Annotated in this window: 19 protein-coding genes and 1 tRNA gene; 14 read left to right on the top strand and 6 right to left on the bottom strand. The window is 62.5% G+C overall.

The features are described from left to right. Positions 1-134 precede the first annotated feature (134 nt). Positions 135-929 carry a hydroxyacylglutathione hydrolase gene (gene gloB, locus AKL28_RS05275; protein ID WP_050467015.1) on the bottom strand — a complete coding sequence of 265 codons (795 nt, stop codon included), beginning with the start codon at positions 927-929 and terminating at the stop codon, positions 135-137. A 65-nt stretch (positions 930-994) separates the two neighbouring features. On the opposite strand from gloB, the gene AKL28_RS05270 reads away from it, so the two are divergent. The 4 genes from AKL28_RS05270 to AKL28_RS05255 all read left to right on the top strand — a co-directional run bounded on the left by AKL28_RS05270 (position 995) and on the right by AKL28_RS05255 (position 3,222). Then, positions 995-1,762, top strand: a complete 768-nt coding sequence (locus AKL28_RS05270) for a class I SAM-dependent methyltransferase (RefSeq protein WP_050467014.1) — start codon at positions 995-997, stop codon at positions 1,760-1,762. 77 nt (positions 1,763-1,839) lie between these two features. Further along, positions 1,840-2,274 carry a ribonuclease HI gene (rnhA, locus tag AKL28_RS05265; protein ID WP_050467013.1) on the top strand — a complete coding sequence of 145 codons (435 nt, stop codon included), beginning with the start codon at positions 1,840-1,842 and terminating at the stop codon, positions 2,272-2,274. A 30-nt stretch (positions 2,275-2,304) separates the two neighbouring features. After that, entirely contained in the window at positions 2,305-3,036 is a 732-nt protein-coding gene (gene dnaQ / locus AKL28_RS05260; protein ID WP_050467012.1) for a DNA polymerase III subunit epsilon, read from the top strand. Positions 3,037-3,147: 111 nt separating this feature from the next. After that, positions 3,148-3,222, top strand: a tRNA-Val gene (locus AKL28_RS05255). 61 nt (positions 3,223-3,283) lie between these two features. Here the strand turns inward: AKL28_RS05255 and AKL28_RS05250 are convergent. Both AKL28_RS05250 and AKL28_RS05245 read right to left on the bottom strand, forming a co-directional pair. Next, on the bottom strand, positions 3,284-4,711 hold the full coding sequence (locus AKL28_RS05250) for a sensor histidine kinase (RefSeq protein WP_050467011.1): 1,428 nt from the start codon (positions 4,709-4,711) through the stop codon (positions 3,284-3,286). Further along, complete coding sequence (locus tag AKL28_RS05245) at positions 4,704-5,375, bottom strand: response regulator (RefSeq protein ID WP_050467010.1); 672 nt, start codon at positions 5,373-5,375, stop codon at positions 4,704-4,706. The genes AKL28_RS05250 and AKL28_RS05245 overlap by 8 nt, the downstream gene beginning before the upstream one ends. A gap of 155 nt (positions 5,376-5,530) precedes the next feature. On the opposite strand from AKL28_RS05245, the gene AKL28_RS05240 reads away from it, so the two are divergent. From AKL28_RS05240 to AKL28_RS05220, 5 genes are all read left to right on the top strand, one after another. Continuing rightward, positions 5,531-6,577 (top strand): ABC transporter substrate-binding protein, encoded by a 1,047-nt coding sequence (locus AKL28_RS05240; protein ID WP_050467009.1) that lies wholly within the window; start codon positions 5,531-5,533, stop codon positions 6,575-6,577. Between the two features lie 85 nt (positions 6,578-6,662). Continuing rightward, complete coding sequence (locus AKL28_RS05235; protein WP_050467008.1) at positions 6,663-7,685, top strand: ABC transporter substrate-binding protein; 1,023 nt, start codon at positions 6,663-6,665, stop codon at positions 7,683-7,685. A gap of 150 nt (positions 7,686-7,835) precedes the next feature. Next, entirely contained in the window at positions 7,836-8,663 is an 828-nt protein-coding gene (locus tag AKL28_RS05230; protein ID WP_050467007.1) for an ABC transporter ATP-binding protein, read from the top strand. 41 nt (positions 8,664-8,704) lie between these two features. Continuing rightward, positions 8,705-9,559, top strand: coding sequence for an ABC transporter permease (locus AKL28_RS05225; protein WP_050467006.1), 855 nt, complete (start codon positions 8,705-8,707; stop codon positions 9,557-9,559). A gap of 127 nt (positions 9,560-9,686) precedes the next feature. Beyond that, positions 9,687-11,093, top strand: coding sequence for a DHA2 family efflux MFS transporter permease subunit (locus AKL28_RS05220; protein WP_082221370.1), 1,407 nt, complete (start codon positions 9,687-9,689; stop codon positions 11,091-11,093). A gap of 3 nt (positions 11,094-11,096) precedes the next feature. Here the strand turns inward: AKL28_RS05220 and AKL28_RS05215 are convergent, their stop codons facing one another. Both AKL28_RS05215 and AKL28_RS05210 read right to left on the bottom strand, forming a co-directional pair. Beyond that, complete coding sequence (locus tag AKL28_RS05215) at positions 11,097-11,783, bottom strand: Fe2+-dependent dioxygenase (protein ID WP_050467005.1); 687 nt, start codon at positions 11,781-11,783, stop codon at positions 11,097-11,099. A gap of 25 nt (positions 11,784-11,808) precedes the next feature. Beyond that, positions 11,809-14,004, bottom strand: a complete 2,196-nt coding sequence (locus AKL28_RS05210; protein ID WP_050467004.1) for a TonB-dependent receptor — start codon at positions 14,002-14,004, stop codon at positions 11,809-11,811. Between the two features lie 350 nt (positions 14,005-14,354). Here AKL28_RS05210 and AKL28_RS05205 point away from each other — a divergent pair, with 350 nt between their 5' ends. From AKL28_RS05205 to AKL28_RS05185, 5 genes are all read left to right on the top strand, one after another. After that, positions 14,355-15,017: a response regulator transcription factor gene (locus AKL28_RS05205; protein ID WP_050467003.1), complete on the top strand. Its 663-nt coding sequence runs from the start codon at positions 14,355-14,357 to the stop codon at positions 15,015-15,017. Between the two features lie 21 nt (positions 15,018-15,038). After that, the gene (locus tag AKL28_RS05200) at positions 15,039-16,409 is read left to right on the top strand and encodes a sensor histidine kinase (RefSeq protein ID WP_050467002.1); all 1,371 of its coding nucleotides are present in this window, start codon (positions 15,039-15,041) and stop codon (positions 16,407-16,409) included. Positions 16,410-16,534: 125 nt separating this feature from the next. After that, positions 16,535-16,753 (top strand): hypothetical protein, encoded by a 219-nt coding sequence (locus AKL28_RS05195; RefSeq protein ID WP_050467001.1) that lies wholly within the window; start codon positions 16,535-16,537, stop codon positions 16,751-16,753. A 32-nt stretch (positions 16,754-16,785) separates the two neighbouring features. Beyond that, the gene (locus AKL28_RS05190) at positions 16,786-17,253 is read left to right on the top strand and encodes a SecDF P1 head subdomain-containing protein (protein ID WP_231602344.1); all 468 of its coding nucleotides are present in this window, start codon (positions 16,786-16,788) and stop codon (positions 17,251-17,253) included. A gap of 127 nt (positions 17,254-17,380) precedes the next feature. Beyond that, positions 17,381-18,037 carry a DUF1345 domain-containing protein gene (locus AKL28_RS05185; protein ID WP_050466999.1) on the top strand — a complete coding sequence of 219 codons (657 nt, stop codon included), beginning with the start codon at positions 17,381-17,383 and terminating at the stop codon, positions 18,035-18,037. A 117-nt stretch (positions 18,038-18,154) separates the two neighbouring features. On the opposite strand, the gene mgtA is transcribed toward AKL28_RS05185, so the two are convergent. Beyond that, positions 18,155-20,917 (bottom strand): magnesium-translocating P-type ATPase, encoded by a 2,763-nt coding sequence (gene mgtA, locus AKL28_RS05180; RefSeq protein WP_050466998.1) that lies wholly within the window; start codon positions 20,915-20,917, stop codon positions 18,155-18,157. Positions 20,918-21,587: the final 670 nt, after the last annotated feature.

The raw sequence follows: 21,587 nt of genomic DNA, 5'->3' as shown, positions 1-21,587 counted from the left end.
CGGCGCGCCAAAATGGGGAATGCAGGGAGTGTACGGAAGACCCTTTTCCGCAGTCAAGTAAAAATTGGCCGCTGTTACAAAGCCAAATCCTTGATTTGCTTGGGTTTTGGCGCCAAATCACCGCGATCGTCGGCTTATTTGTAGGTATTTTTCCATTCGCGTAGTGCGGCGAAGCTCTCAACTTCGCCAAACGTCTGCAAACGTCCCGCATCCTGCAGCGATTTTACGATGGTGGGCTGGGTCGCCCTCAGGAATGGGTTGGTTTTACGCTCCAATCCGATGGTCGAGGGAACGGTAGGCTGCCCGCGGTCGCGCTTGGCCTGCTCTTCTGTCATCCGGGCGGCAAGCTCTCCATTGTCGGGCTCTACCGCAGCCGCGAATTTCAGGTTCGACATGGTGTACTCATGCGCGCAATAGACCTTGGTGTCGCCCGGCAAGCTTGCCAGTTTGGCAAGCGAGTCCACCATCTGTGCCGGCGTGCCTTCGAACAGGCGGCCGCAGCCGCCGGCAAAGAGCGTGTCGCCGCAAAAGAGCAGGCCTTCGCCAGCTGCATGGTAGGCGATGTGGCCCAGCGTGTGCCCCGGCACCTCGATGACGGTCAGGTCTAGCGGCAGGCGAGGCAGGTTGACCCGGTCGCCTTCGGCCACCGGCTGTGTGATGCCGGCGATTTTCGCGCGTTCGCGCGCCGGGCCGTACACCGCAATGGCAGGGAATTCGGCGCTCCTGGCGCGTTCGGCCAATTCGGCTACACCGCCGACGTGGTCAGCATGATGATGAGTCAGTAGAATAGCGGCCAGCGTCAAGCCGTTTTCCTTGAGCGCGGCCAAGACCGGCCCGGCGTCGCCCGGGTCCACCACGGCGGCATAGCGCCCGTTATGAATCAACCAAAGGTAGTTGTCGTTGAAGGCCGGTACGGCCAGGACATCCAATGAAGTTTTCCGATCCGGTTTGGCTGGCGTGGCTGGCTGCTCGGTCATAAGGCGCGATCGAATAAATGAGTGACAATCCGGAAATTATAGACCTCGCAGCCTGGTTGCAGACACCGACCGGCACGTACTTGCGCGCTTGGGAGCAGCACTACCTCAATACGCTGACGGCCGACATCTTCGGTTTCAACGCCGTGCAGATCGGTTCGCCGCAGATCCACGCGCTGGCCGCCAACCGCATGCCTTACCGCTGGCTGACCGACAACGTCATGCCGGGCGAGAGCCAGTCCGAGCTGGAAATCCCCCAAGTGCTGGCGCACGATTTCTGCGAGCTGCCGTTCGCCAGCCAAAGCCTGGACCTGGTGGTGCTGCCGCACGTACTGGAGTTCGCCGCCGAGCCGCACCAGGTATTACGCGAAGTCGAGCGTGTGCTGATCCCGGAAGGGCAGGTGATCATCTGCGGTTTCAATCCCAGCAGCCTGTGGGGCATGCGCCAGGCGGCGGGCCGCCTGACCGGCGCCCACTTCCTGCCGCGCGACGGCGAGTTCATCCGCCTGCCGCGCCTGAAGGATTGGTTGAAGCTGCTCAACATGGAAGTCAACCGCGGCCACTTCGGCTGCTACGCGCCACCTTGCGAAACCGACAAATGGCTGAGCCGTTTCGGCTTCATGGAAAAGGCCGGCGACCGCTGGTGGCCGTATTTCGGCGCGGTCTACATCGTGCAGGCGATCAAGCGCGTGCCCGGCATGCGACTGGTCGGCCCGGCCCTGAGCCGGCAGAAGGTCAAGGCGCCCAGAGGCATGCCGGCCACCAATCGGATTCACAAATCGGAATGAACCGTCGCCGGCCGGATCGGGTATGATCGCGGCCCCGGCGGTAACCAACAAGGCGTGCAGCGCCAGAACAGACAAGCATGGACAAAGTAGAGATTTATTCGGATGGCGCCTGCAAGGGCAACCCCGGGCTGGGCGGCTGGGGTGCACTGCTGGTGTCCGGCGGCCAGGAGAAGGAAATCTTCGGCGGCGAGCACAACACCACCAACAACCGCATGGAACTGATGGCGGTGATCCAGGCCTTGAACGCATTGAAGCGTCCTTGCGACGTGGTGGTCCACACCGACAGCCAGTATGTGCAAAAGGGCATCAGCGAATGGATCCACGGCTGGAAGGCGCGCGGCTGGAAGACCGCCAGCAAGGAGCCGGTCAAGAACGCCGACCTGTGGCAGGCGCTGGACGCCGCCCAGGCGCAGCACAAGGTGGAATGGCGCTGGGTGCGCGGCCACAATGGCCACGCCGGCAATGAGCGCGCCGACCAACTGGCCAACCGCGGCGTGGACAGCATCAAATAAGCCGATACAGACAGAAAGAGCAGGAGCCCCATGCGTCAGATCATCCTCGATACCGAAACCACCGGCCTGTCGCCGCGCGCCGGCAACCGCATACTTGAAATCGGCTGCGTCGAAGTGCTCAACCGCCAACTGAGCGGCCACAACCTGCACCACTACATCAACCCGCAGCGCGACTCCGAAGAAGGCGCACTGGCGGTGCACGGGCTGACCACCGATTTCCTGCGCGACAAGCCGACGTTCGCGCAGATCGCGCCTGAATTCCTCGACTACGTGCGCGGCGCGCAGATCATCATCCACAACGCACCCTTCGACGTCGGCTTCCTCGACGCCGAACTGGCGCTGCTGGACTTGCCGCCGTTCTCCGAGCACGTCGCCGAAGTGGTCGATACTCTGCAGATGGCCAAGGAGCTGCACCCAGGCCGCCGCAACTCGCTGGACGCGCTGTGCGACCGCTACGGCATTGCCAACGCCCACCGTACCTTGCACGGCGGTTTGCTGGATGCGGCGCTGCTGGCGGAGGTCTACCTGGCCATGACGCGCGGCCAGAATTCGCTGACCATGGGTCTGGGCGGTGGCGACGAGGAGGGCGCCGACGGCGCTACACTGGAACTGGCCCCGCTGGCCGACGTGATCGTGGTCGCCGCCGGCGAAGAGGACCAGCGTCTGCATGAAGACGTGCTCAACCAGCTTGACAAGGAAGTCAGGGGCGCCTGCGTGTGGCGTTTCGAGCCGCCCCCGCCGGAAGAAGCGCCGCAGGCCTGATGCCATGACGAAGGCGCGAGAATTATTTACGTGCCCCTTGCCCAAGCCGGAAAACTTGTGCCATAATCTCGCCTCTCGAACAACGGGGCAGCAATGCGGCGTTGTTCAAATGGAAGGTTAGCTCAGGGGTAGAGCACTGCATTCACACTGCAGGGGTCGCAAGTTCGAAACTTGCACTTTCCACCAAGATCTATGAAAAAGCCAGCTTCGCGCTGGCTTTTTTCTTTTCCGCATCCAGATCGTCCGATCATTCACGGCTGCGGTTTGCGGCCTGCCCTGGCAATGCCGGCAATCTCACCGTCGCGACCAGGCCGCTTCCCTCTTCGGGCGCATCCAGCGTTACGCTGCCATGCGAGGCTTGCACGATCTCGCGCACGATGGCCAGGCCCAGGCCGGAGCCGGGCTGGTCTGGCGCAGCGTTGCGATAGAAGCGCTCGAACACGCGCTCGCGCACTTCGGCCGGGATGCCGGGGCCGTTATCGCTGACGGTGATGACAAATTGTCCGCTGCCGCCTGCATGGCTGTCGTCGCCTTCGCGCGCAATGCCCACCGTTACCTTGCCGCCGTCGGGGGTGTAGCGCAGGGCGTTGTCGATCAGGTTCATCAGCATGCCGGCCAGCTGCGCTTCATTGCCGTTGACCGGCGCACTTTCCAGTTCGGTTTCCATGCCGAGGTCGATGTGCTTCTTCAGCGCCAGCCCGGCCAGTTCTTCCAGCACCGTGGCGGCAACCGCCATGAGATCGACCGGCCCGCGCGGGAAGGCGCTGCTATTGGAGGCTTCGGCCTGCGACAGTTGCAGCAGCTTGTTGGTCAGGTCGGTCATGTTGCGGCTGCTGTCGTGCAGCGCGGCCAGCACCTGCGGCAGGCGCGCCGGATCGTCCAGCTGGCGCGCGAACTGGATTTGCGAATCGATCACGGTCAGCGGCGTGCGCAACTGGTGCGCGGCGTCGGCAACGAAGCGCTTTTGCACGATCACCTGTGCGTTGAGCCGCTGGATGTACTGGTTGATCGCTTCCACGATGGGGCGCAACTCCAATTGCAATTGTCCGGTGCGCAGCGGCGTGAGCGAATTGGGATCGCGTGCTGCCAACTGGTCTTTCACCGCCAGGATGGGGCGCAGCTCTATCGTCAGGCCCAGCACCACCAGCGCCACCGCCAGCAGCAGCAGCACGATCTGGCGCCGCAGCGACGGTTGCCACAGGTCCTCCAGCATTTCCTGGTGGCCCTGCATGGTTTGGCCTACCGACACCGCCACCATGCGCAGCGTGCCTTCGTCGTACAGTGCGCGGATGTAGCTGGCCACGCGCAGCGCGCGGCCGTCGAACACGGTGGTGGTATAGACCGGATGGATGGCGGCGAAGTCAGGATCGACCGGGAAGTCGGGGCGGCCGGCCAGGAGCGTGGTGTCGTCCATCAGCACCTGGTAGTACACCGCGTCCTGCGCCGGCGAGGCGAACATTTCGAGGGCCGCGGGCGGTACCGACACCACCGGCGCGCCTTCCTGCCAGGTCACCTGGCCGGCGATCATGCGGGCCGAGGCCAGCAGGGCGCGGTCCTGGATCAGCGTGGCGCTGGAGACGGCGTTGTCGTAGGCGTCGCTGGCCGACAGGCCGACGTATACCGTCATCGGGATCAGCAGCCATAGCAGCAGCCGCAGGCGCAGGCTGTCAATCATCTTTTTGCTTGAGGAGGTAGCCCAGCCCGCGCAGGGTCATGATGGCGGCGCTGGAGGTATCCAGCTTTTTGCGCAGGCGCGAGATGTAGATTTCGATGGCGTCCGCGCTCGGCTCCTCCGACAGGCTGAAGATCCCCTTCATCAAGGCGGTCTTGGACACCGTCTTGCCCTGCTTGAGCATCAGGATTTCCAGTACGTCGTGCTCGCGCGCCGGCAATGCCAGGGTATTTCCGGATACCGCGAACTGGCGTGTGTTGCTGTCGTAGACCAGATCGCCGCAATGGATTTCAGCGGCCTTGTCCGGTGTCTGGCGGCGGATCAGCACCTTGATGCGCGCCACCAGCTCGCGTATTTCAAAGGGCTTGACCAGATAGTCGTCGGCGCCGGCGCCGAGGCACTCGACCTTCTCGTCGATCGAGCCGCTGGCGGTCAGGATCATCACCGGGACGCCGTTGTGGCGCTCGCGCAGGCGCCGCAGGACGTGTTTTCCGCCCAGCTTGGGAAGCATCAGGTCGAGCAGCACCACGTCGTAGTTCTCATCCCGCAGAACCTGGTCGGCGATCTCGCCGTCAGCCGCGATATCCACGCTGAACTTGTGTTCTTTCAGGATCTGTTCAAGCCAATGGGCGAGCTGCGGGTTGTCTTCGATCAGGAGCAATTTCATGCAAATGTCTCGTTGGTTTTGTTGCGGTGCAAATAAAAAAACGGTTTTTTGGAAAGCTGGATGAAGGTTTCAGCTTCTTAGAATACGCGGGCAAATCAATAAAAAGTAAAGATGGCGCCAGACCATCCCATCACCAAAATCAGGAGACAATCATAATGCGTCAAGACGCCCGTGTGTTCCAAGCTTCCGTAATTCGCCGTTCCCTGCTGGCGCTGAGCGCTACCGCCGTCGCGGCTGCCGCGCTGGTGCTGTCGGCTCCGCAGGCCCATGCAGCCGACAAGATCACGATCATGGTCGGCGGCATCAACAAGCTGATCTACCTGCCGCCCAAGCTGGCCGAGAACCTGGGTTATTTCAAGGAAGAGGGCCTGGACGTCGAGCTGCAGTCGCAGCCGGCCGGCGTTGACGCCGAGAACGAGCTGCTGGCCGGCGCCGTGCAGGCGGTGGTGGGCTACTACGACCACTCCATCGACTTGCAGAGCAAGGGCAAGGAAATCACCTCGATCACCCAGTTGCTGCTGGTGCCGGGCGGCATGGAAATGGTCCGCTCCGACCTGGCCGGCAGCGTCAAGAGCATGGCCGACCTGAAGGGCAAGACGCTGGGCGTGACCGGCCTGGGCTCTTCTTCCAGCTTCATTGCGCAATACCTGGCCAGCCGCGCCGGGCTCAAGACTTCCGATTATTCGATGCTGCCGGTGGGCGCAGGCAATACCCTGATCGCCGCCATGAAGCAAAAGCGCATCGACGTGGCCTGGACCACCGAACCGACCACTTCCATCCTGCTGGCCTCGGGCGACGCCAAGGTACTGGTCGACATGAGCAGCGTGGAGGGTACGCGCAATGCATTGGGTGGCCTGTATCCGGCTTCCAGCGTGTACGTGAACCGCGCGTGGATGAACAGTCACAAGGCCGAGTCGCAAAAGCTGGCGCGCGCCTTCGTCAAGACCCTGAAGTATATCCAGACCCATACACCTGAAGAGATCGCCGACAAGATGCCCAAGGACTATTACGGCGGCGACAAGAAGATCTACGTGCAGGCGCTGAAGGCCTCCATGCCGATGTATTCGCCCGACGGCAAGATGCCGGCCGGCGGCCCGGAGCAGGTGCTGAAGGTGATGGCCGGCTTCAACCCCAACATCAAGGGCAAGAACATCGACCTGTCGAAGACTTACACCAACGAGTTCGTCGACCAGGTCAAGTAAGGCTGGCGCAGCGCAGGCAAACCGTACAAGGCTTAGAATCCGCAGGTTTCGCCTGCGCCAAGGCATCATCCAACAGGAGACTGACATGAACAAGAATATTCGCCGCACCCTTTTGTCGCTGGCATCGCTGGCCGTGGCAAGCGCCACCCTGGCTGCGCTGCCGAGCCAGGCCTTTGCCGCCGGCAAGATCACCATCATGGTGGGCGGCATTACCAAGATGGTTTACCTGCCGGCCAAGCTGGCCGAGCAACTGGGCTATTTCAAGGAAGAAGGCCTGGATGTCGAGCTGCAATCGCAGCCGGCTGGCGTCGATGCCGAGAACGAACTGCTGGCCGGTGCCGTGCAGGCAGTGGTGGGTTTCTATGACCACTCGATCGACTTGCAAACCAAGGGCAAGGAAATCACCGCCATCACCATCTTCGGCCAGGTGCCGGGCGAAGTGGAGCTGGTCTCCACCAAGGCCGCACCCAACTTCAAGAGCATGGCCGATGCCAAGGGCAAGACGCTGGGCGTGACCGGCCTGGGTTCGTCGACCAACTTCCTGACCCAATACCTGGCCTCGCGCCACGGCATCAGCTCCAAGGAATTCTCGGTGCTGCCGGTGGGCGCGGACAACACCTTCATTGCCGCCATCAAGCAGGGCCGTATCGATGCCGGCATGACCACCGAACCGACCGCTTCGCAACTGCTCAAGACCGGCGACGCGCAAGTGCTGGTCGACATGCGTACCGTGGAAGGCACCGTCAAGGCGCTGGGCGGCTTGTATCCGGCTTCCAGCCTGTACGTGCAGCGCAGCTGGCTCAACGGCCACAAGGATGATGCACAAAAGCTGGCGCGCGCCTTCGTCAAGACGCTCAAGTTCATCAATACCCACAGCGCCGAACAGATCGCCGACAAGATGCCCAAGGATTATTACGGCAACAACAAGGCGCTCTACGTGCAGGCCCTGAACAACTCGCTGCCGATGTATTCGCCGGACGGCAAGATGCCCAAGGGCGGACCGGAAACCGTGCTGGCCGTGCTGTCGGGCTTCAATCCGAACGTCAAGGGCAAGCACGTGGACCTGTCCAAGACCTACACCGACGAGTTCGTGAACCAGGTGAAGTAAGCCTGCGAACCTGAAGGGACCGGAGGAGAGGAGCGGGACCGCTTCTCTTCCGGCAGCAGCACCGGTCCCTGTTTTCTCCGATTTTTTGCCAACGACCATGATGCGTTTCGATGCGTCAGGGGATTATTCAGCCCAAGAAAGAGCATCAAGATGAATGCGATCAACCAAAACGCTTTCGCCAAACCAGCCGCCGGCAATCAGGAAACGCCGGCCATCGAACTGCGCAATGTGACTTGCCGCTTCATCACTGCAGATGGCAAGGCCACCGTGGCGCTGCGCGACTTCTCCATGAGCGTGGCACGCGGCGAGTTCGTCGCCGTGGTCGGCCCCACCGGCTGCGGCAAGTCCACCACGCTGTCGCTGATCACGGGCCTCTTGAAGCCGACCATGGGCGAAGTGCGCGTGATGGGCCAGCCGGTCAACGGCATCGACCCGCGCATCGGTTTCGTATTCCAGAACGATGCCGTGTTTCCGTGGCGCAGCGTGCGCGACAACGTCGCTGCTGGCCCGATGTTCCGGGGCCAGTCCAAGGCACAGGCGCACCAGCTGGCCGATGAATGGATCCGCCGCGTCGGCCTGGACAAGTTCGGCGACCACTATCCGCACCAGTTGTCGGGCGGCATGCGCAAGCGCGTGGCGCTGGCGCAGACCTTCATCAACAGCCCGGAGATCCTGTTGATGGATGAGCCGTTCTCCGCGCTCGACATGCAGACCCGCACGCTGATGCAAGACGAGCTGCTGCAATTGTGGTCGGCCCATTCCGGCTCGGTGGTGTTCGTCACCCACGACCTGGAAGAGGCGATCGCGCTGGCCGACAAGGTCTACGTGCTGACCGCGCGCCCGGCGACCTTGAAGAGCGTCTACCCGATCGACCTGCCGCGCCCGCGCGTCATGGAAGAGGTGCGCTACGAGCAGCGCTTCATCGACATCTCGCGCAAGATCTGGAGCGATCTGCGTGAAGAAGTGCATATCGCCTGATTTGCAGGCAGGACAAAAACCAACAAACACAGGTGAGTAACATGACACAAGCACAAACCACACACAACGCGGCGATGCAGGATATCGCCGCGGTCGAAGCCGAAGCGCAGCGCAAGATCCGCGGGCGCCGCAACCTGGTCATCGGCCTGCGCATCGCCATCCTGGTGGTGGTGCTGGGCGGCTGGGAACTCTTCGCCCGCATCGGCTGGATCGATCCCTTCTTCTTCTCGCAGCCGACGCTGATCGTGGCCCAGATCTACGAATGGATGGTCGAAGGCACTTCGCAGGGGCCGCTGCTGACCCAGGTGCTGGTGACGCTGGAAGAAACCGTGCTGGGCTTCCTGATCGGTTCGGTGGCCGGCGTGATCGCCGGTATCGTGCTGGGCCGCAACAAGCTGCTGTCGGATGTCTTCAGCCTCTACATCCAGATCGCCAACTCGATCCCGCGCGTGGTGCTGGGCTCGATCTTCGTGATCGCCTTCGGCCTGGGCATGGCGTCCAAGGTGGCGCTGGCGGTGGTGATGGTGTTCTTCGTGGTGTTCGCCAATGCCTTCCAGGGCGTGCGCGAAGCCGACCGCTACATGATCGCCAATGCCCAGATCCTGGGCGCATCGCGCCGCCAGGTGACAACCGCGGTGGTGATCCCATCGGCGCTGTCATGGATTCTGGCCAGCCTGCACGTGAGCTTCGGCTTTGCGCTGGTGGGTGCGGTAGTGGGCGAGTTCCTGGGTTCCAAGCAGGGCATCGGCTTGCTGATCTCGACCGCCCAGGGCGCTTTCAACGCCAGCGGCGTGTTCGCGGCGATGATCGTGCTGGCGGTGGTGGCGCTGGCGGCGGACTGGCTGCTGCATGCGCTGGAGCGCCGCCTGTTGAAGTGGCGTCCGCAGGCCTTCTGATGCCGGTCGGCCAAACGCTTTAAAATAGCGGCGACTGCTTCAAAGAAAGAAGAAAGCAATTCCATCGCGCGGGGACATCGAGGCAGTCAGCTTCCATGTCCCCGCCGCTTTTTCCGTGCCACACTCCATGTCCGCCCAACAACCCGACCCGCTGTCCGAACCTTCCGCCAAGTCTTCCGATATGTCGCAGCGCGCATTGCTGTGGATTGTCGCCTCCGGCTTCTTCATGCAGACGCTGGACACCACCATCGTCAATACCGCCTTGCCGGCCATGGCGCATAGCCTGGGCGAGCCGGTGCTGAACATGCACCCGGTGGTGGTGGCCTACACGCTGACGATGGCTTCGCTCACGCCCGCCTCGGGCTGGCTGGCGGACCGTTTCGGCACGCGCAAGATGTATTTCGCCACCATCCTGGTGTTCGTGATCGGTTCCATCCTGTGCGCTACCGCGCATACGCTGCCGCAACTGCTGGCGGCGCGCGTGGTGCAGGGGATCGGCGGTTCGATGCTGCTGCCGGTGGGGCGGTTGGCGGTGCTGCGCAGCGTGCCGGGCGCGCAATATATCGCGGCGCTGGCCTCGATTTCGATCGCCGGCCAGCTGGGGCCGGTGGTGGGGCCGGTCCTGGGCGGCTGGCTGGTGGAAAGCTTGTCGTGGCACTGGATCTTCCTGATCAACGTGCCCATCGGCACCGTCGGCATGCTGGCCGTACTGCGCTACCTGCCCAACGACTTGTTGCCGGCGGCGCCGAAGTTCGACGTGCTGGGCTGTGCCTTGCTGTCGGGCTGCATGGTGGCTTTCTCGCTGGCGCTGGATGTGCCTTTCGATACCCATCGCGGCATCTGGAGCGCGGTCCTGTTCGTGCTGGCGGCGCTCACGGTCTGGCTGTACTGGCTGCATGCGCGCCGTCATGAGCGGCCGCTGTTTCGCCTGGGATTGTTCAGGGAGCCCAACTTCAGCATCGGCCTGGCCGGCAACCTGGTGTGCCGCATCGGTTCCTCGGCGGTGCCTTTCCTGCTGCCGCTGCTGCTGCAGGTCCGGCTGGGCTATTCGCCGCTGCAATCCGGCCTGGTGCTGCTGCCGGCGGCCATTGCCGGCACCATCGCCAAGCCGTGGATCGCGCCGCTGGTCAAGCGTTACGGCTACGACAATTTCCTGCTGGTCAATACCTTGCTGGTGGGCGGCGCCATCGTTTCTTTCGCGCTGATTACGCCGGATTGGCCGCTCGCCGCCGGCATCGCCCAACTGGCCGTGTTCGGCGCTTCCAACTCGATGCAGTTTGCCGCCATGAACAGCGTGACCCTGAAGGGCCTGGACAAGAACGATGCCGGCAGCGGCAACAGCCTGTTCTCGATGGTGCAGATGCTGGCCATCGGCCTGGGCGTGACCATCGGCGGCACGCTGGTGAACCTGTTCAAGGATGATTCGGGTGCGGCCACCAGCTTCAGCTTCCAGATCACTTTCGTGATCGTCGGCGTGATCACCCTGGTCTCGGCCTGGGTGTTCCGCAAGATGGACCCGCGCTACTTCAAGTAGGGCTCAGGTATCGCCCCATTGGCGCAGCAGGTTGTGGTAGCAGCCCACCAGCGTGCGCCGCGCGAGTTCGTCGGCGTTGCTCTGGTTGAGCCGCTGGATGGCGTTGTCCATGTCGAACAGCATGCCGCGGCGGCCGTCGTCGCGCACCAGGCTTTGCACCCAGAAGAAGCTCGCCACGCGCACGCCGCGCGTGACCGGGGTCACGTTATGCAGGCTGGTGGCGGGGTAGAGCACGAGGTCGCCGGCATCGAGCTTGGCGCTGTGCATGCCGTAGGTGTCTTCGATTTGCAGCTCGCCGCCATCGTATTGCGCGGCATCGGCCAGGAACAGCGTGGCCGAGATGTCGGTGCGCAGCTTGCGGCCGTTGTGCGGGTGGATGCGCACGCTGCCGTCCACATGCGCGCCGAAGGCCATGCCTTCACCGTAGCGGTTGAACATCGGCGGGTAGATCAGGTTGGGCAGGGCGGCGCTGATGAAGCGCGGGTTGCGCTCCAGCGCGCCGGTGATGATGCGCTGGCATTGCAACGCCACTTCCGAACGCTCATCGATCTGCTGGTTGAATTTTACCGGCGCGCCCTGGTAGCCCGCCGTCACGCGTCCATCTACCCACGCCGGTCCCGCCCCATCGAGCAACTCGCGCACGGCCTTGACCTGTTGTTCGTCGAGCAGTTTGGGGATGGTGATCAGCATGGGCGGATTTTTCGATGAGTGTTTTTTACATACGGTAGTTGACCGACAGCATCGCGGTACGGCCGCTGCCCGGCACCGAACGGCCGCCGTCGGACTGGATCAGCGCATCGTAATACATCTTGTTGGTCAGGTTGAACAGGTTCAGGCGGATATCGTAGTCCTTTTGCAGGTAGGCCACGGTGGCGTCCCAGCGGGTGTAGCCGCCGACCTGGACCGTGTTGGTCGCGTTGGCGTAGCGCTGCGACATATAGGTGGCGCCGCCGCCGACTTGCCAGTGCGGGGCCACGTCATAAGTGCTCCAGGTGGTCAGCGTGTGCTTGGGCGTATTCACGGGGATTTTGCCCAGGGTGCCGTCCAGGCCGGAGGCGCCGATCACCTGGGCATCCAGGTAGGTGTAATTGGCGGCGACCTGCCAGTCGCGCGTGATGCGGCCGGTGGCGCCGGCACGCGCGCCATTCACGCGCACCGTGCCTTGCAGCTCATAGACGCCGGTGGACACCTGGCTGCGCGCATTCTCTTTGGTGATCTGGAAGGCCGCGGCGTTCAATGCCAGGCCCTGGGCCACATCCCACTTGCCGCCGACTTCATACGAGCGGTTCTTTTCCGGATCGAGGTTTTGCTGGCCGTTGGTGCCGGTCAACTGTTCCAGCGACGGGTTGAACGAAGTGCCGTAGGACAGGTAGTACGATTGCGCCGCACTGGGCTGCCAGATGGCGCCGGCGCGCACGCTCAGGAAGTTGACGGTCTGGCTGGCCGAGGCCGGTACGCTGATGGTGTTGCTGATGCTCGCGATATAGCGGTCATAGCGCAGCCCGCCGACCAGTTTGAATTCCTTGGCCAGTTCCATGGTGTCGTTGGCGTAGACGGCCACGGTGTTGGCCGAACCGCCCGCGTGGTTGCCGACGCTGCTGGCAGTGTTGGCGGCGGCGCTGCTGTAGCCGGGATTGAGCACCGGCACGCAGGACAGGTAGCCGGTGGTGGCGGTACTGGCCTGCAGGGCGGTGCCGTTGCAGCTGCCGTTGCGGTAATAGGCCTGGTTGTCGTAGCCGTCATGGCCCAGTTCCAGGCCCAGCAGCAGGTCGTGCTTGATGCTGCCGGTGGCGGCCTTGGCGCTCAGTTCGGTCTGATTGAAGATGGAGTAGTCCTGGATATTCCGGTCATGGCTTTGGCCGCGCACGTACAGGCTCGACAGCGGCAGCGAGCTGGTGCCGGTCAGCGCGGTGAAGCCCGTGCCGGAGACGGTGCCGATGGTATTGGGCGCGGTTTCCACGGCGCTGGTGCGTACCCAGTTGAACTGGGTCTGGTTGCGCAGCGTGACATCGGGAGCGATCTTGTGCTTTACGCCGGCCGACAGCGCCACGACGTCCTGGTTGGTACGGTCCGACAGCAGGCCATAGGCGGTATCGCGGTCGACATTGACCGGGTGGCCGTTGAGGGCGGGCAGGCCGTAGTCGGGCATGTCGTGGTTGTGCTGGACCAGCGCCGACAGCGTGATCTCGGTCGAGGTGCCGATGCCGTTCACATAGGAACCGGCGACGCCGAAATCTTGCACATTGGTCTGGTTGCGCGTGCTGGCCGGGCCGTTCTGCGCCATCGCTTCGATGCGCATGGCAGAGGTGTCGGAGAGCTTGTGGTTGTAGTCGGCAGTGGTGCGCACCAGGCCGTTGGTGGTGGCCGATGCCGATACCTCGGTGGCGTCCTTGAGGTTGGCCTTCTTCGACACCTGGTTGATCACGCCGCCGGTCGAGCCGCGGCCGAACAGCATGGAAGAGGGGCCCATCAGGACTTCGATCTCGTCCAGCGCGAAGGTGTCGCGATAGTACTGGCCGCGGTCGCGGAAGCCGTCGAGGTAGATATCGGTGCGGGCCGAGAAACCGTTGAGGTTGATGTTGTTGCCGATCTGGCCGCCTTCGGCGCCGCCCAGCGTAATGCCGGAGACATTGCGCAGCGCATCGGCCAGCGAGGCCACGCCTTGCGATTGCATCTGTGCCTTGTTGACCACGGTGATCGACTGCGGCACGTCATGCGGGTCGGCCGGCAGCTTGGACAATGCCGTCGGGCCGGGAGCGAAGTCGTCGCGATTGCCTTCGACCGTGACCGGCGCGAGCTGGCCGGCGTTGGCCGCGGGGGCGTTATCGGGGGTGGCCTGTTGGGCATACAGCGGCACAGGCGCGGCGAATACTGCGACCAGCGCAGCGGCGATTGGCGAAAGACGGTTCATGTTTTTATGGATGGTTGGGTTGGCGCGAAGGAGATGCCCCCGGTGGAGCGGGAAATTCCATTGGCTGGCTAATCCGACCTGACAAGACCGTTTGGCTGGCTGAAAACTGTACTGGATGCTATTTTTGAGAATGAGGTGGATTCTCATTCGCATGGTCGGCTAGACTAAATCCCGGGGCTGACTGAATGCTGTCGAATTGCTGACAAAAAACTGACTGTGACAAAAATGAAACAAAATGCAAGCGACGTGGCGGGAGCTTTACAATCGCGCGTTTGCAGCATTCACGGGGCTGCAATACGATGTCCCGGTTCGCAGATTTTTTGCGCCGTTTTTCTTCTCGTGAAGTCCCTATGAACGTTCTGCTGGTCGAAGACGACCCGGTGCTCACCGACGGCCTGTCGCGTGTACTCAATTCCCATGGATTCACCGTCCATACCGTCAATAACGGCACCGATGCGCTGGCGCAGCGTTTCAATGCGTCGGTGCTGGTGCTCGACATCGGCCTGCCCGGCATCGACGGCTTCGAAGTGCTGCGGCGCATGCGCGCCTCCGGCAACAACACGCCGGTATTGCTCCTGACCGCGCGCGACACTATTCCCGACCGTGTGCATGGCCTGGAGCTGGGCGCGGATGACTACCTGGTCAAGCCTTTCGCCACACCCGAACTGGTGGCGCGCATCAAAGCGCTGGTCCGCCGCAGTGCGCCGCAGCCGGCGCAATTGTCGGTAGGCGGCCTGTCGCTGGACAATGCCACCAAGCGCGCTGACATCGATGGCCGCAAGATCGAATTGTCGCTGCGCGAATGGACGGTGCTGGAATATCTGATGCAGCACGCTTCACGCGTGGTCTCCAAGCAGCAGATCATCGACGCCGTGCTGCCTTGGGGCGAAGACTTCACCATCAACGCGGTGGAAGTCTATGTCTCGCGCATCCGCCTCAAGATCGCCGACTCGGGCGTGGCCATCCGTACCATCCGCGGCTTCGGCTATATGCTCGAAAAGAGCGAGAGCTGATTGTTGCGCTGGCTTGAACGCATGCCCGCCCTGCATCCCAGCATCCGGCGCGACCTGCTGAAGTGGCTGATTGCGCCGCTGCTGCTCATCAACCTGGTGGGCGCCGGGGTTACCTACTGGCTGGCCTGGCTGCCGGCCCAGCATGCGTTCGACCAGAACCTGATGGATTCGACCTGGGGTTTGTATGCCCAGGTGCGGCACCGCCAGGAAAAAACCTTCGCGGAACTCACCAAGCAGGCCGAACAGATCCTGCGCAGCAACCATTCCGACACCACCTTTTTCGCCGTACGCAACATCAAGGGCGAGATCATCCTGGGCGACAAGGGCTTTCCCCCTCTGCCTGACAGCGATGTATTCGAGCGTCCCATCAATTACGACGCCGAGATGCGCGGAGAGCCGGTGCGCATCGCCGCGCTGCAGGTGCGCGTCAAGAACGGCGTGATTTCGGTAGCGGTGGCCGAGACGGTACGCAAGCGCAATCGCGCTCATTACACGATCCTGCTGTCTTTCCTGGCCCTGGACGGCGTGCTCACCTTCATCTCCCTGACTGCGGTGCTGGTGGCTGTGCGGCGCGGGCTCAGGCCGTTGCAGACGCTGCAGGCCAATCTGGAGCAGCGCGGCCACGGCAAGCTGGGCGCGATCGACAGCACCGGTTCTCCGGTCGAGCTGCTGCCGCTGATTGGCGCCATGAACCAGTTGATGGACCGTATCAGCACGGGCGAGCAGGCGCAGCAGAATTTCCTGGCCGATGTCGCCCACCAATTGCGCACGCCGTTGACCGGCCTCAAACTGCAGCTGGAGCTGCTGCATGCCAAGCACCAGCAGGAACCCGACACCACGCGCTCGCTGGAGATGATGAATTCCTCGGTCGAACGCATGATCCGCCAAAGCCGCCAATTGCTGGCGCTGGCGCGTTCCGAGCATGGCCAGTTCGAGCAGCGCAATCTGGAGAGCCTGTCGCTGGACAAGCTGGTGGAAGAGTCCATCCAGCATTTCATCGAAGAGGCCGACAAGAAACAGATCGACCTCGGCTTCGACCTGCAGCCGGGCCGCATGCGCGGCGACCGTTTCCTGTTGTCCGACCTGATCGACAACCTGATCGACAACGCGGTGCGCTATTCGCCGCCGAACAGCAGCGTCACCGTGCGTTGCCAGGAGCAGGACGGGGCTACCTTGCTGACGGTGGAAGATTCCGGCCCAGGCATCGCCCCCGAGCATCGCGAACTGATCTTCGACCGTTTTTACCGCGCCAACGACAAGGTGGCCGGCAGCGGGCTGGGCCTGGCGATCGTGCGCGAGATCGCCCGCGACCACGGCGCGGTGATCACTCTGGCTTGCGGCGAAGCAAGGCAAGGTACGGTCTTCACGGTGCGTTTCCCGTTGGCGGCCTGATACTTTCCCATCGGAATGCGCATCTTGCGTGACGATGTCGAGAAGATTTCCCGGGCGTAATTTTCAGAACCTCGCGCATACCCCTGTGTCTAACCGCCTTCAACGCAACCGGGACAGGAGGCGGCATGACGGACAAAGTGATACAGAACGGCACCCACATCGCTCGCTATGATGCGATCGAAAAACCCGACCACGCCTACGAGGCGCAAGTCTTCGTGCGCCTGACCCGCGAACCCGACATCGCGGAAACCTATATTCCGGCCGGCATCTATCCCACCGAGGAAGAAGCCCTGGCCGGCGCCCGCGAACGCGCCAAACGCGCGCTGAAGGAGCATGAATTTTGAGAATGCCTATCCATTTGTCATCCGCAAGTTGCTTGCGCCGCCTGCTTGGGCTGGCCGCAGCAGGTGTGGCGTTGGTCGCACTGGCGGGCTGCGGCAGCACCGGCGCCATTTCGCAATCCAATCCATTCGAGTTGCGCGGCGCCACCACGGTGCCGACGCAAGGATGGATCAAGGCCGAGAACAGCGATGTTCCGGGCAGTGTGGTCTATCTTGCGCCCAGGGCATTGCTGGATGCCTCCGACGTCCAGCGGGCCACTGCGCAAAAGGATGCGGCCGGACGCGCCATTCTGCTGCTGCAGTTTTCGCCAAGCGGGACGGCGCGCCTGATCGCCGGTTCGCGCGAACTGGTGGGGCGCCAGATCGCTGCGGTGGTCGAGGGGCGGGTGACGAACATGGCCACCGTGCAGGAGCCGTTGACCATCAATACCATGGCGCTGACCGGCTTCAAGAGCTTTGACGAGGCCACGCGTGTGGCGCATCAGATATCTTCTTCCAGGTAAGGGCAGGCGTTGGGCGTGGAGAGAAATGGCTGAAGCATGCTATGTTTCAGCCATTATTTTTGGACGATGTTTTTTGTCCGGTGCGTCCGCTTGTGCCGTCCCATTCCTCTAGCTCCTTATTGATGCCATGTCCGTTGCCCGCAATATTGTCCAGGTCCATCCGCGTTTGCTGGTTGCCATCCTTGTTGGCATAGCCTGTGGCTTGCTGATTCCCGCCGGTTCCCCGGTGACGCATTGCCTGATTGGATGGAACGCCGGCGTCTGGACCTACCTCATTACGATCTGGCTGATGATGTATCTCGCCGACGCCCAGGATGCCAAGCGCCTGGCCGAGACCGAAGACGAAAGCGCGCAACTGGTGCTGTGCATGGTCTGCATCGCCGCCATTGCCAGCCTGCTGGCAATCCTGCTGGAACTGGCTGGCAGCAACCATGGGCATGAAGGGCGCATACTGCGCTACGCTTTTACTGCGGCCACCGTGTTTGGTTCCTGGTTCCTGATCGGCACGATTTTCACGCTGCACTATGCGCGCCTGTTTTACGCCGGGGACGACGATCCGAAAGCCCTGCCGCTGCGTTTTACCGACGGCGAAGCCACTCCCGACTATTGGGATTTCCTTTATTTTTCCTTCACCATCAGCGTCGCCGTGCAGACTTCCGACGTGGGTGTTGCCACGCGCTCCATGCGCCAGGCAGTGCTGGCGCATTCGCTGATCTGTTTCATCTTCAATGCCGCGATCATCGGCCTGTGCATCAATATCGCCGCCGGCCTGGCCGGGAACTGAAGCTGTATGCATGTGATTGCCTGAGTGCCGTTGCCCGGTTCCGGGTAAAGCGCCAAAGAAAAAAGGGTTGCCTTTGCAGGCAACCCTTTTTCATTTCAGCGAACCGCGTGGATCGGCTTATTGCCAGCCGTAGCGCTTCGAATACCAGTTCTTCATGAGCTGGATCAGCACCGCATATGCCAGCAGGATTCCAGCCAGCCACGGGAAGTAGGACAGCGGCAGCGCTTCCAGCTTGAAGTAGTGCGCCAACTCCGACATCGGGATAATGATGCCGATGGCCATGATGATCATCGTCATGCCCATGAGCGGCCACGAGGCGCGGCTCTGGAGGAAGGGAATGCGCCGGGTGCGGATCATGTGCACGATCAGCGTCTGCGACAGCAGGCCTTCGATGAACCAGCCCGACTGGAACAGTGTCTGGTGGTCCGGCGAGTTGGCGCCGAAGATGTACCACATCAGCGCGAAGGTGGTGATGTCGAAGACCGAGCTGACCGGGCCGAAGAACACCATGAAGCGGCCGATGTCGGCAGCATCCCAGCGTTGCGGTTTTTTCAGGAACTCCTTGTCCACGTTGTCGAACGGGATGGCGATCTGCGACACGTCGTACAGCAGGTTCTGCACCAGCAGATGCAACGGCAGCATCGGCAGGAAGGGCAGGAAGGCGCTGGCGATCAGCACCGAGAACACGTTGCCGAAGTTCGAGCTGGCCGTCATCTTGATGTACTTGAGCATGTTGGCGAAGGTCTTGCGGCCCTCGAGCACGCCTTCTTCCAGCACCATCAGGCTCTTTTCCAGCAGGATCAGGTCGGCAGCTTCCTTGGCGATGTCCACTGCGGTGTCGACCGAGATGCCGATGTCTGCCGCGCGCAGGGCCGGGGCGTCGTTGATGCCGTCGCCCATGAAGCCGACCACGTGGCCCTTGTCGTGCAGCACGCGCACGATGCGTTCCTTGTGCGTCGGGGAGAGCTTGGCGAACACGGTGACTTTTTCGACGACCACGGCCAGTTCTTCGTCGGTCATCTTCTCGACGTGCGAACCGAGCAGCATGCCGTCCACTTCCAGGCCCACCTCGCGGCAGATCTTGGCGGTTACCAGTTCGTTGTCGCCGGTCAGGATCTTCACTGCCACGCCATGCTCGCGCAGTGCGGCCAGGGCCGGCGCGGTCGATTCCTTCGGCGGGTCGAGGAAGGCGATGTAGCCGATCAGCACCAGGTCCGACTCGTCGGCCAGGCTGTAGGTTTCCTTGGTCGGCGGCAGGTCCTTGGCGGCTACGCCCACCACGCGCAGGCCTTCGGCGTTCAGGCTGCCGGTGGTCTCGCGGATTTCAGCCAGCAGTTCGGGGGTGAGCGGCACGATCTCGCCGTTCAGGCGCGCGCGGGTACAGACCGAAACGATCTCTTCCACTGCGCCCTTGCAGATCAGTTCGTGGTGGTCTTCACGCTCGGACACCACCACCGACATGCGGCGGCGCTGGAAGTCGAAGGGGATTTCGTCGACCTTGCGGTAGGCCGAGGCAATCGACATTTCGCGCTGCAATTCGGCGTGTTCCAGCACGGCCACGTCCAGCAGGTTCTTCAGGCCGGTCTGGTAATAGCTGTTCAGATAGGCGTACTGCAGCACTTCGTCGTCGAGCTCGCCGCGGATGTCGGTGTGGCGTTCCAGGAAGATCTTGTCCTGGGTCAGGGTGCCGGTCTTGTCGGTACACAGTACGTCCATCGCACCGAAGTTCTGGATCGCGTCCAGCCGCTTGACGATCACCTTCTTGCGGGAAAGGGCGACGGCGCCCTTGGCCAGCGTCGAGGTGACGATCATCGGCAGCATTTCCGGCGTCAGGCCGACGGCGACCGACAGGCCGAACAGGAAAGCCTCGACCCAGTCGCCCTTGGTGAAGCCGTTCAGGAAGAACACCACGGGTGTCATCACCAGCATGAAGCGGATCAGCAGCCAGCTAACCTTGTTCACGCCAGCCTGGAAGGCGGTGGGAGTACGGTCGGTGGCCGTCACGCGCTCGGCCAGGGCGCCGAAATAGGTGCGCTTGCCGGTGGTCAGGACCACGGCGGAGGCCGAGCCGCTGACCACGTTGGTGCCCATGAAGCACAGGTTTTCCAGCTCCAGCGGGCTGCCGGTGTCGGTGTTGGCGGGGTGGACGAATTTTTCCACCGGCAGCGATTCGCCGGTCATCGCGGCTTGGCTGACGAACAGGTCCTTGGCCGAGAGCAGGCGCAGGTCGGCGGGAATCATGTCGCCGGCGGAGAGCAGTACGACGTCGCCCGGCACCAGCTTCTTGATCGGCAGCTCGATGCGCTTGGCGCCCTTGGGATGCAGCTTGATGTCGAAGTAGCGCTGCGCCTCGGCGGCGAGTTCCTCGGCCAGGTCGTGGCGCATTACGGTGGCGGTGTTGCTGACCATCGCCTTGAGCTTGTCGGCCGCGGTATTGGAACGCGCCTCCTGCACGAAGCGCAGCAGCGTCGATATCACCACCATGGTGCCGATCACGATGGCGGCCTTCATGTCTTCGGTATAGAACGAGACCGCGGCCAGGAGCGTGAGCAGCAGGTTGAACGGGTTCTTGTAGCAGTGCCACAGGTGCACCGGCCAGCTCAGCGGCTTTTCATGTTCGACCTCATTGGGGCCGACTTCGGCGCGGATGGCGTCGGCTTCGGCTTCGGTCAGGCCGTCATGGCGCGATTTCAGGCGTTGCAGCAGGTCGGTGGTGTCGCAGCGGGCAGCTTCGCTGAGCTGCTGGGCCAGGGTTTGCGGGATGTCCTTGGTCACCGGCGCGCTGCGGAACATGTCCATTCCAAGGCGGCGGAAGTGGCGGTCCATTCCGCGTGCGCGGATGAAGCCGGCGAAGGTCTCTTTCAGCAGGTTCAGATTCATGGCGTACTTCTTTTCATGTTGTTTTCGCCGCCAGGGCGGGAAGGGGCGAAGTGGCTTGGAACCTGTTTCCGACGAGATCGGGACAGGTTCTTACGGTCCGATGCGCAATACTGACCGGGCAGGATACGCATTCAGGTGGCGTCGTCAGGCGATCCGAGTCAGGACTCTAACGGGCTTGTTTGACGGATCGATGACAAACATCGGATCTTCATGTTTTTTTCTGTCGCATTGCAGTCTCCGCTTCGGTTGAGCGGAGCCCCTTTCACAAGCGCCTGTACTGAGCCTGCCCGCAAGACCATCCAGTGGCGGGCCAAGTCGGTTCGCTGGTGCAGGCGTCTTCCGGCCGCAACGAAGCGGCGGCAATAAGCTTGCTCCGCTGGTTGCGGTGCAACCAGCGCCATACGGACAAACTGTGGCTCGCCGCGTCGACAGCAATGTCTGCGGCGGTCGGTCGTCGATCTGTTGTTGTGAGGGAAAACGATGCGGCGGAATATCGGGAAGAAAACGCGAGGACCGCGCCTGGACTTCTTCCGGCAACTTGCAGCCAGTGGCTGCCAAGTGTCATTCCGTATGCATTGAGATACCGTCATCTGCCTGATAGCAAGATGACGGCAGGAGGATGTCCTGCTGAATCTTGCCGAGGCTTAACCGGGAGTTACCCGGCAACAAC

Origin of the sequence: Herbaspirillum chlorophenolicum (assembly GCF_001189955.1) — a bacterium.
GTDB classification, from domain to species: domain Bacteria; phylum Pseudomonadota; class Gammaproteobacteria; order Burkholderiales; family Burkholderiaceae_D; genus Herbaspirillum; species Herbaspirillum chlorophenolicum.
Note: the sequence above shows the minus strand (reverse complement) of the source record. Positions and strands in the feature narration are given on the sequence as shown.

Bases quoted from the DNA above. Each gene is read 5' to 3' on its own strand.
- AKL28_RS05220 (WP_082221370.1), top strand. From the start codon at position 9,687: ATGTCCGCCCAACAACCCGACCCGCTGTCCGAACCTTCCGCCAAGTCT.
- AKL28_RS05205 (WP_050467003.1), top strand. From the start codon at position 14,355: ATGAACGTTCTGCTGGTCGAAGACGACCCGGTGCTCACCGACGGCCTG.
- AKL28_RS05240 (WP_050467009.1), top strand. From the start codon at position 5,531: ATGCGTCAAGACGCCCGTGTGTTCCAAGCTTCCGTAATTCGCCGTTCC.
- AKL28_RS05225 (WP_050467006.1), top strand. From the start codon at position 8,705: ATGACACAAGCACAAACCACACACAACGCGGCGATGCAGGATATCGCC.
- rnhA (WP_050467013.1), top strand. From the start codon at position 1,840: ATGGACAAAGTAGAGATTTATTCGGATGGCGCCTGCAAGGGCAACCCC.
- AKL28_RS05270 (WP_050467014.1), top strand. From the start codon at position 995: ATGAGTGACAATCCGGAAATTATAGACCTCGCAGCCTGGTTGCAGACA.
- AKL28_RS05210 (WP_050467004.1), bottom strand. From the start codon at position 14,004: ATGAACCGTCTTTCGCCAATCGCCGCTGCGCTGGTCGCAGTATTCGCC.
- AKL28_RS05215 (WP_050467005.1), bottom strand. From the start codon at position 11,783: ATGCTGATCACCATCCCCAAACTGCTCGACGAACAACAGGTCAAGGCC.
- AKL28_RS05250 (WP_050467011.1), bottom strand. From the start codon at position 4,711: ATGATTGACAGCCTGCGCCTGCGGCTGCTGCTATGGCTGCTGATCCCG.
- mgtA (WP_050466998.1), bottom strand. From the start codon at position 20,917: ATGAATCTGAACCTGCTGAAAGAGACCTTCGCCGGCTTCATCCGCGCA.
- AKL28_RS05185 (WP_050466999.1), top strand. From the start codon at position 17,381: ATGTCCGTTGCCCGCAATATTGTCCAGGTCCATCCGCGTTTGCTGGTT.
- AKL28_RS05245 (WP_050467010.1), bottom strand. From the start codon at position 5,375: ATGAAATTGCTCCTGATCGAAGACAACCCGCAGCTCGCCCATTGGCTT.
- AKL28_RS05195 (WP_050467001.1), top strand. From the start codon at position 16,535: ATGACGGACAAAGTGATACAGAACGGCACCCACATCGCTCGCTATGAT.
- dnaQ (WP_050467012.1), top strand. From the start codon at position 2,305: ATGCGTCAGATCATCCTCGATACCGAAACCACCGGCCTGTCGCCGCGC.
- AKL28_RS05200 (WP_050467002.1), top strand. From the start codon at position 15,039: ATGCCCGCCCTGCATCCCAGCATCCGGCGCGACCTGCTGAAGTGGCTG.
- AKL28_RS05230 (WP_050467007.1), top strand. From the start codon at position 7,836: ATGAATGCGATCAACCAAAACGCTTTCGCCAAACCAGCCGCCGGCAAT.
- AKL28_RS05235 (WP_050467008.1), top strand. From the start codon at position 6,663: ATGAACAAGAATATTCGCCGCACCCTTTTGTCGCTGGCATCGCTGGCC.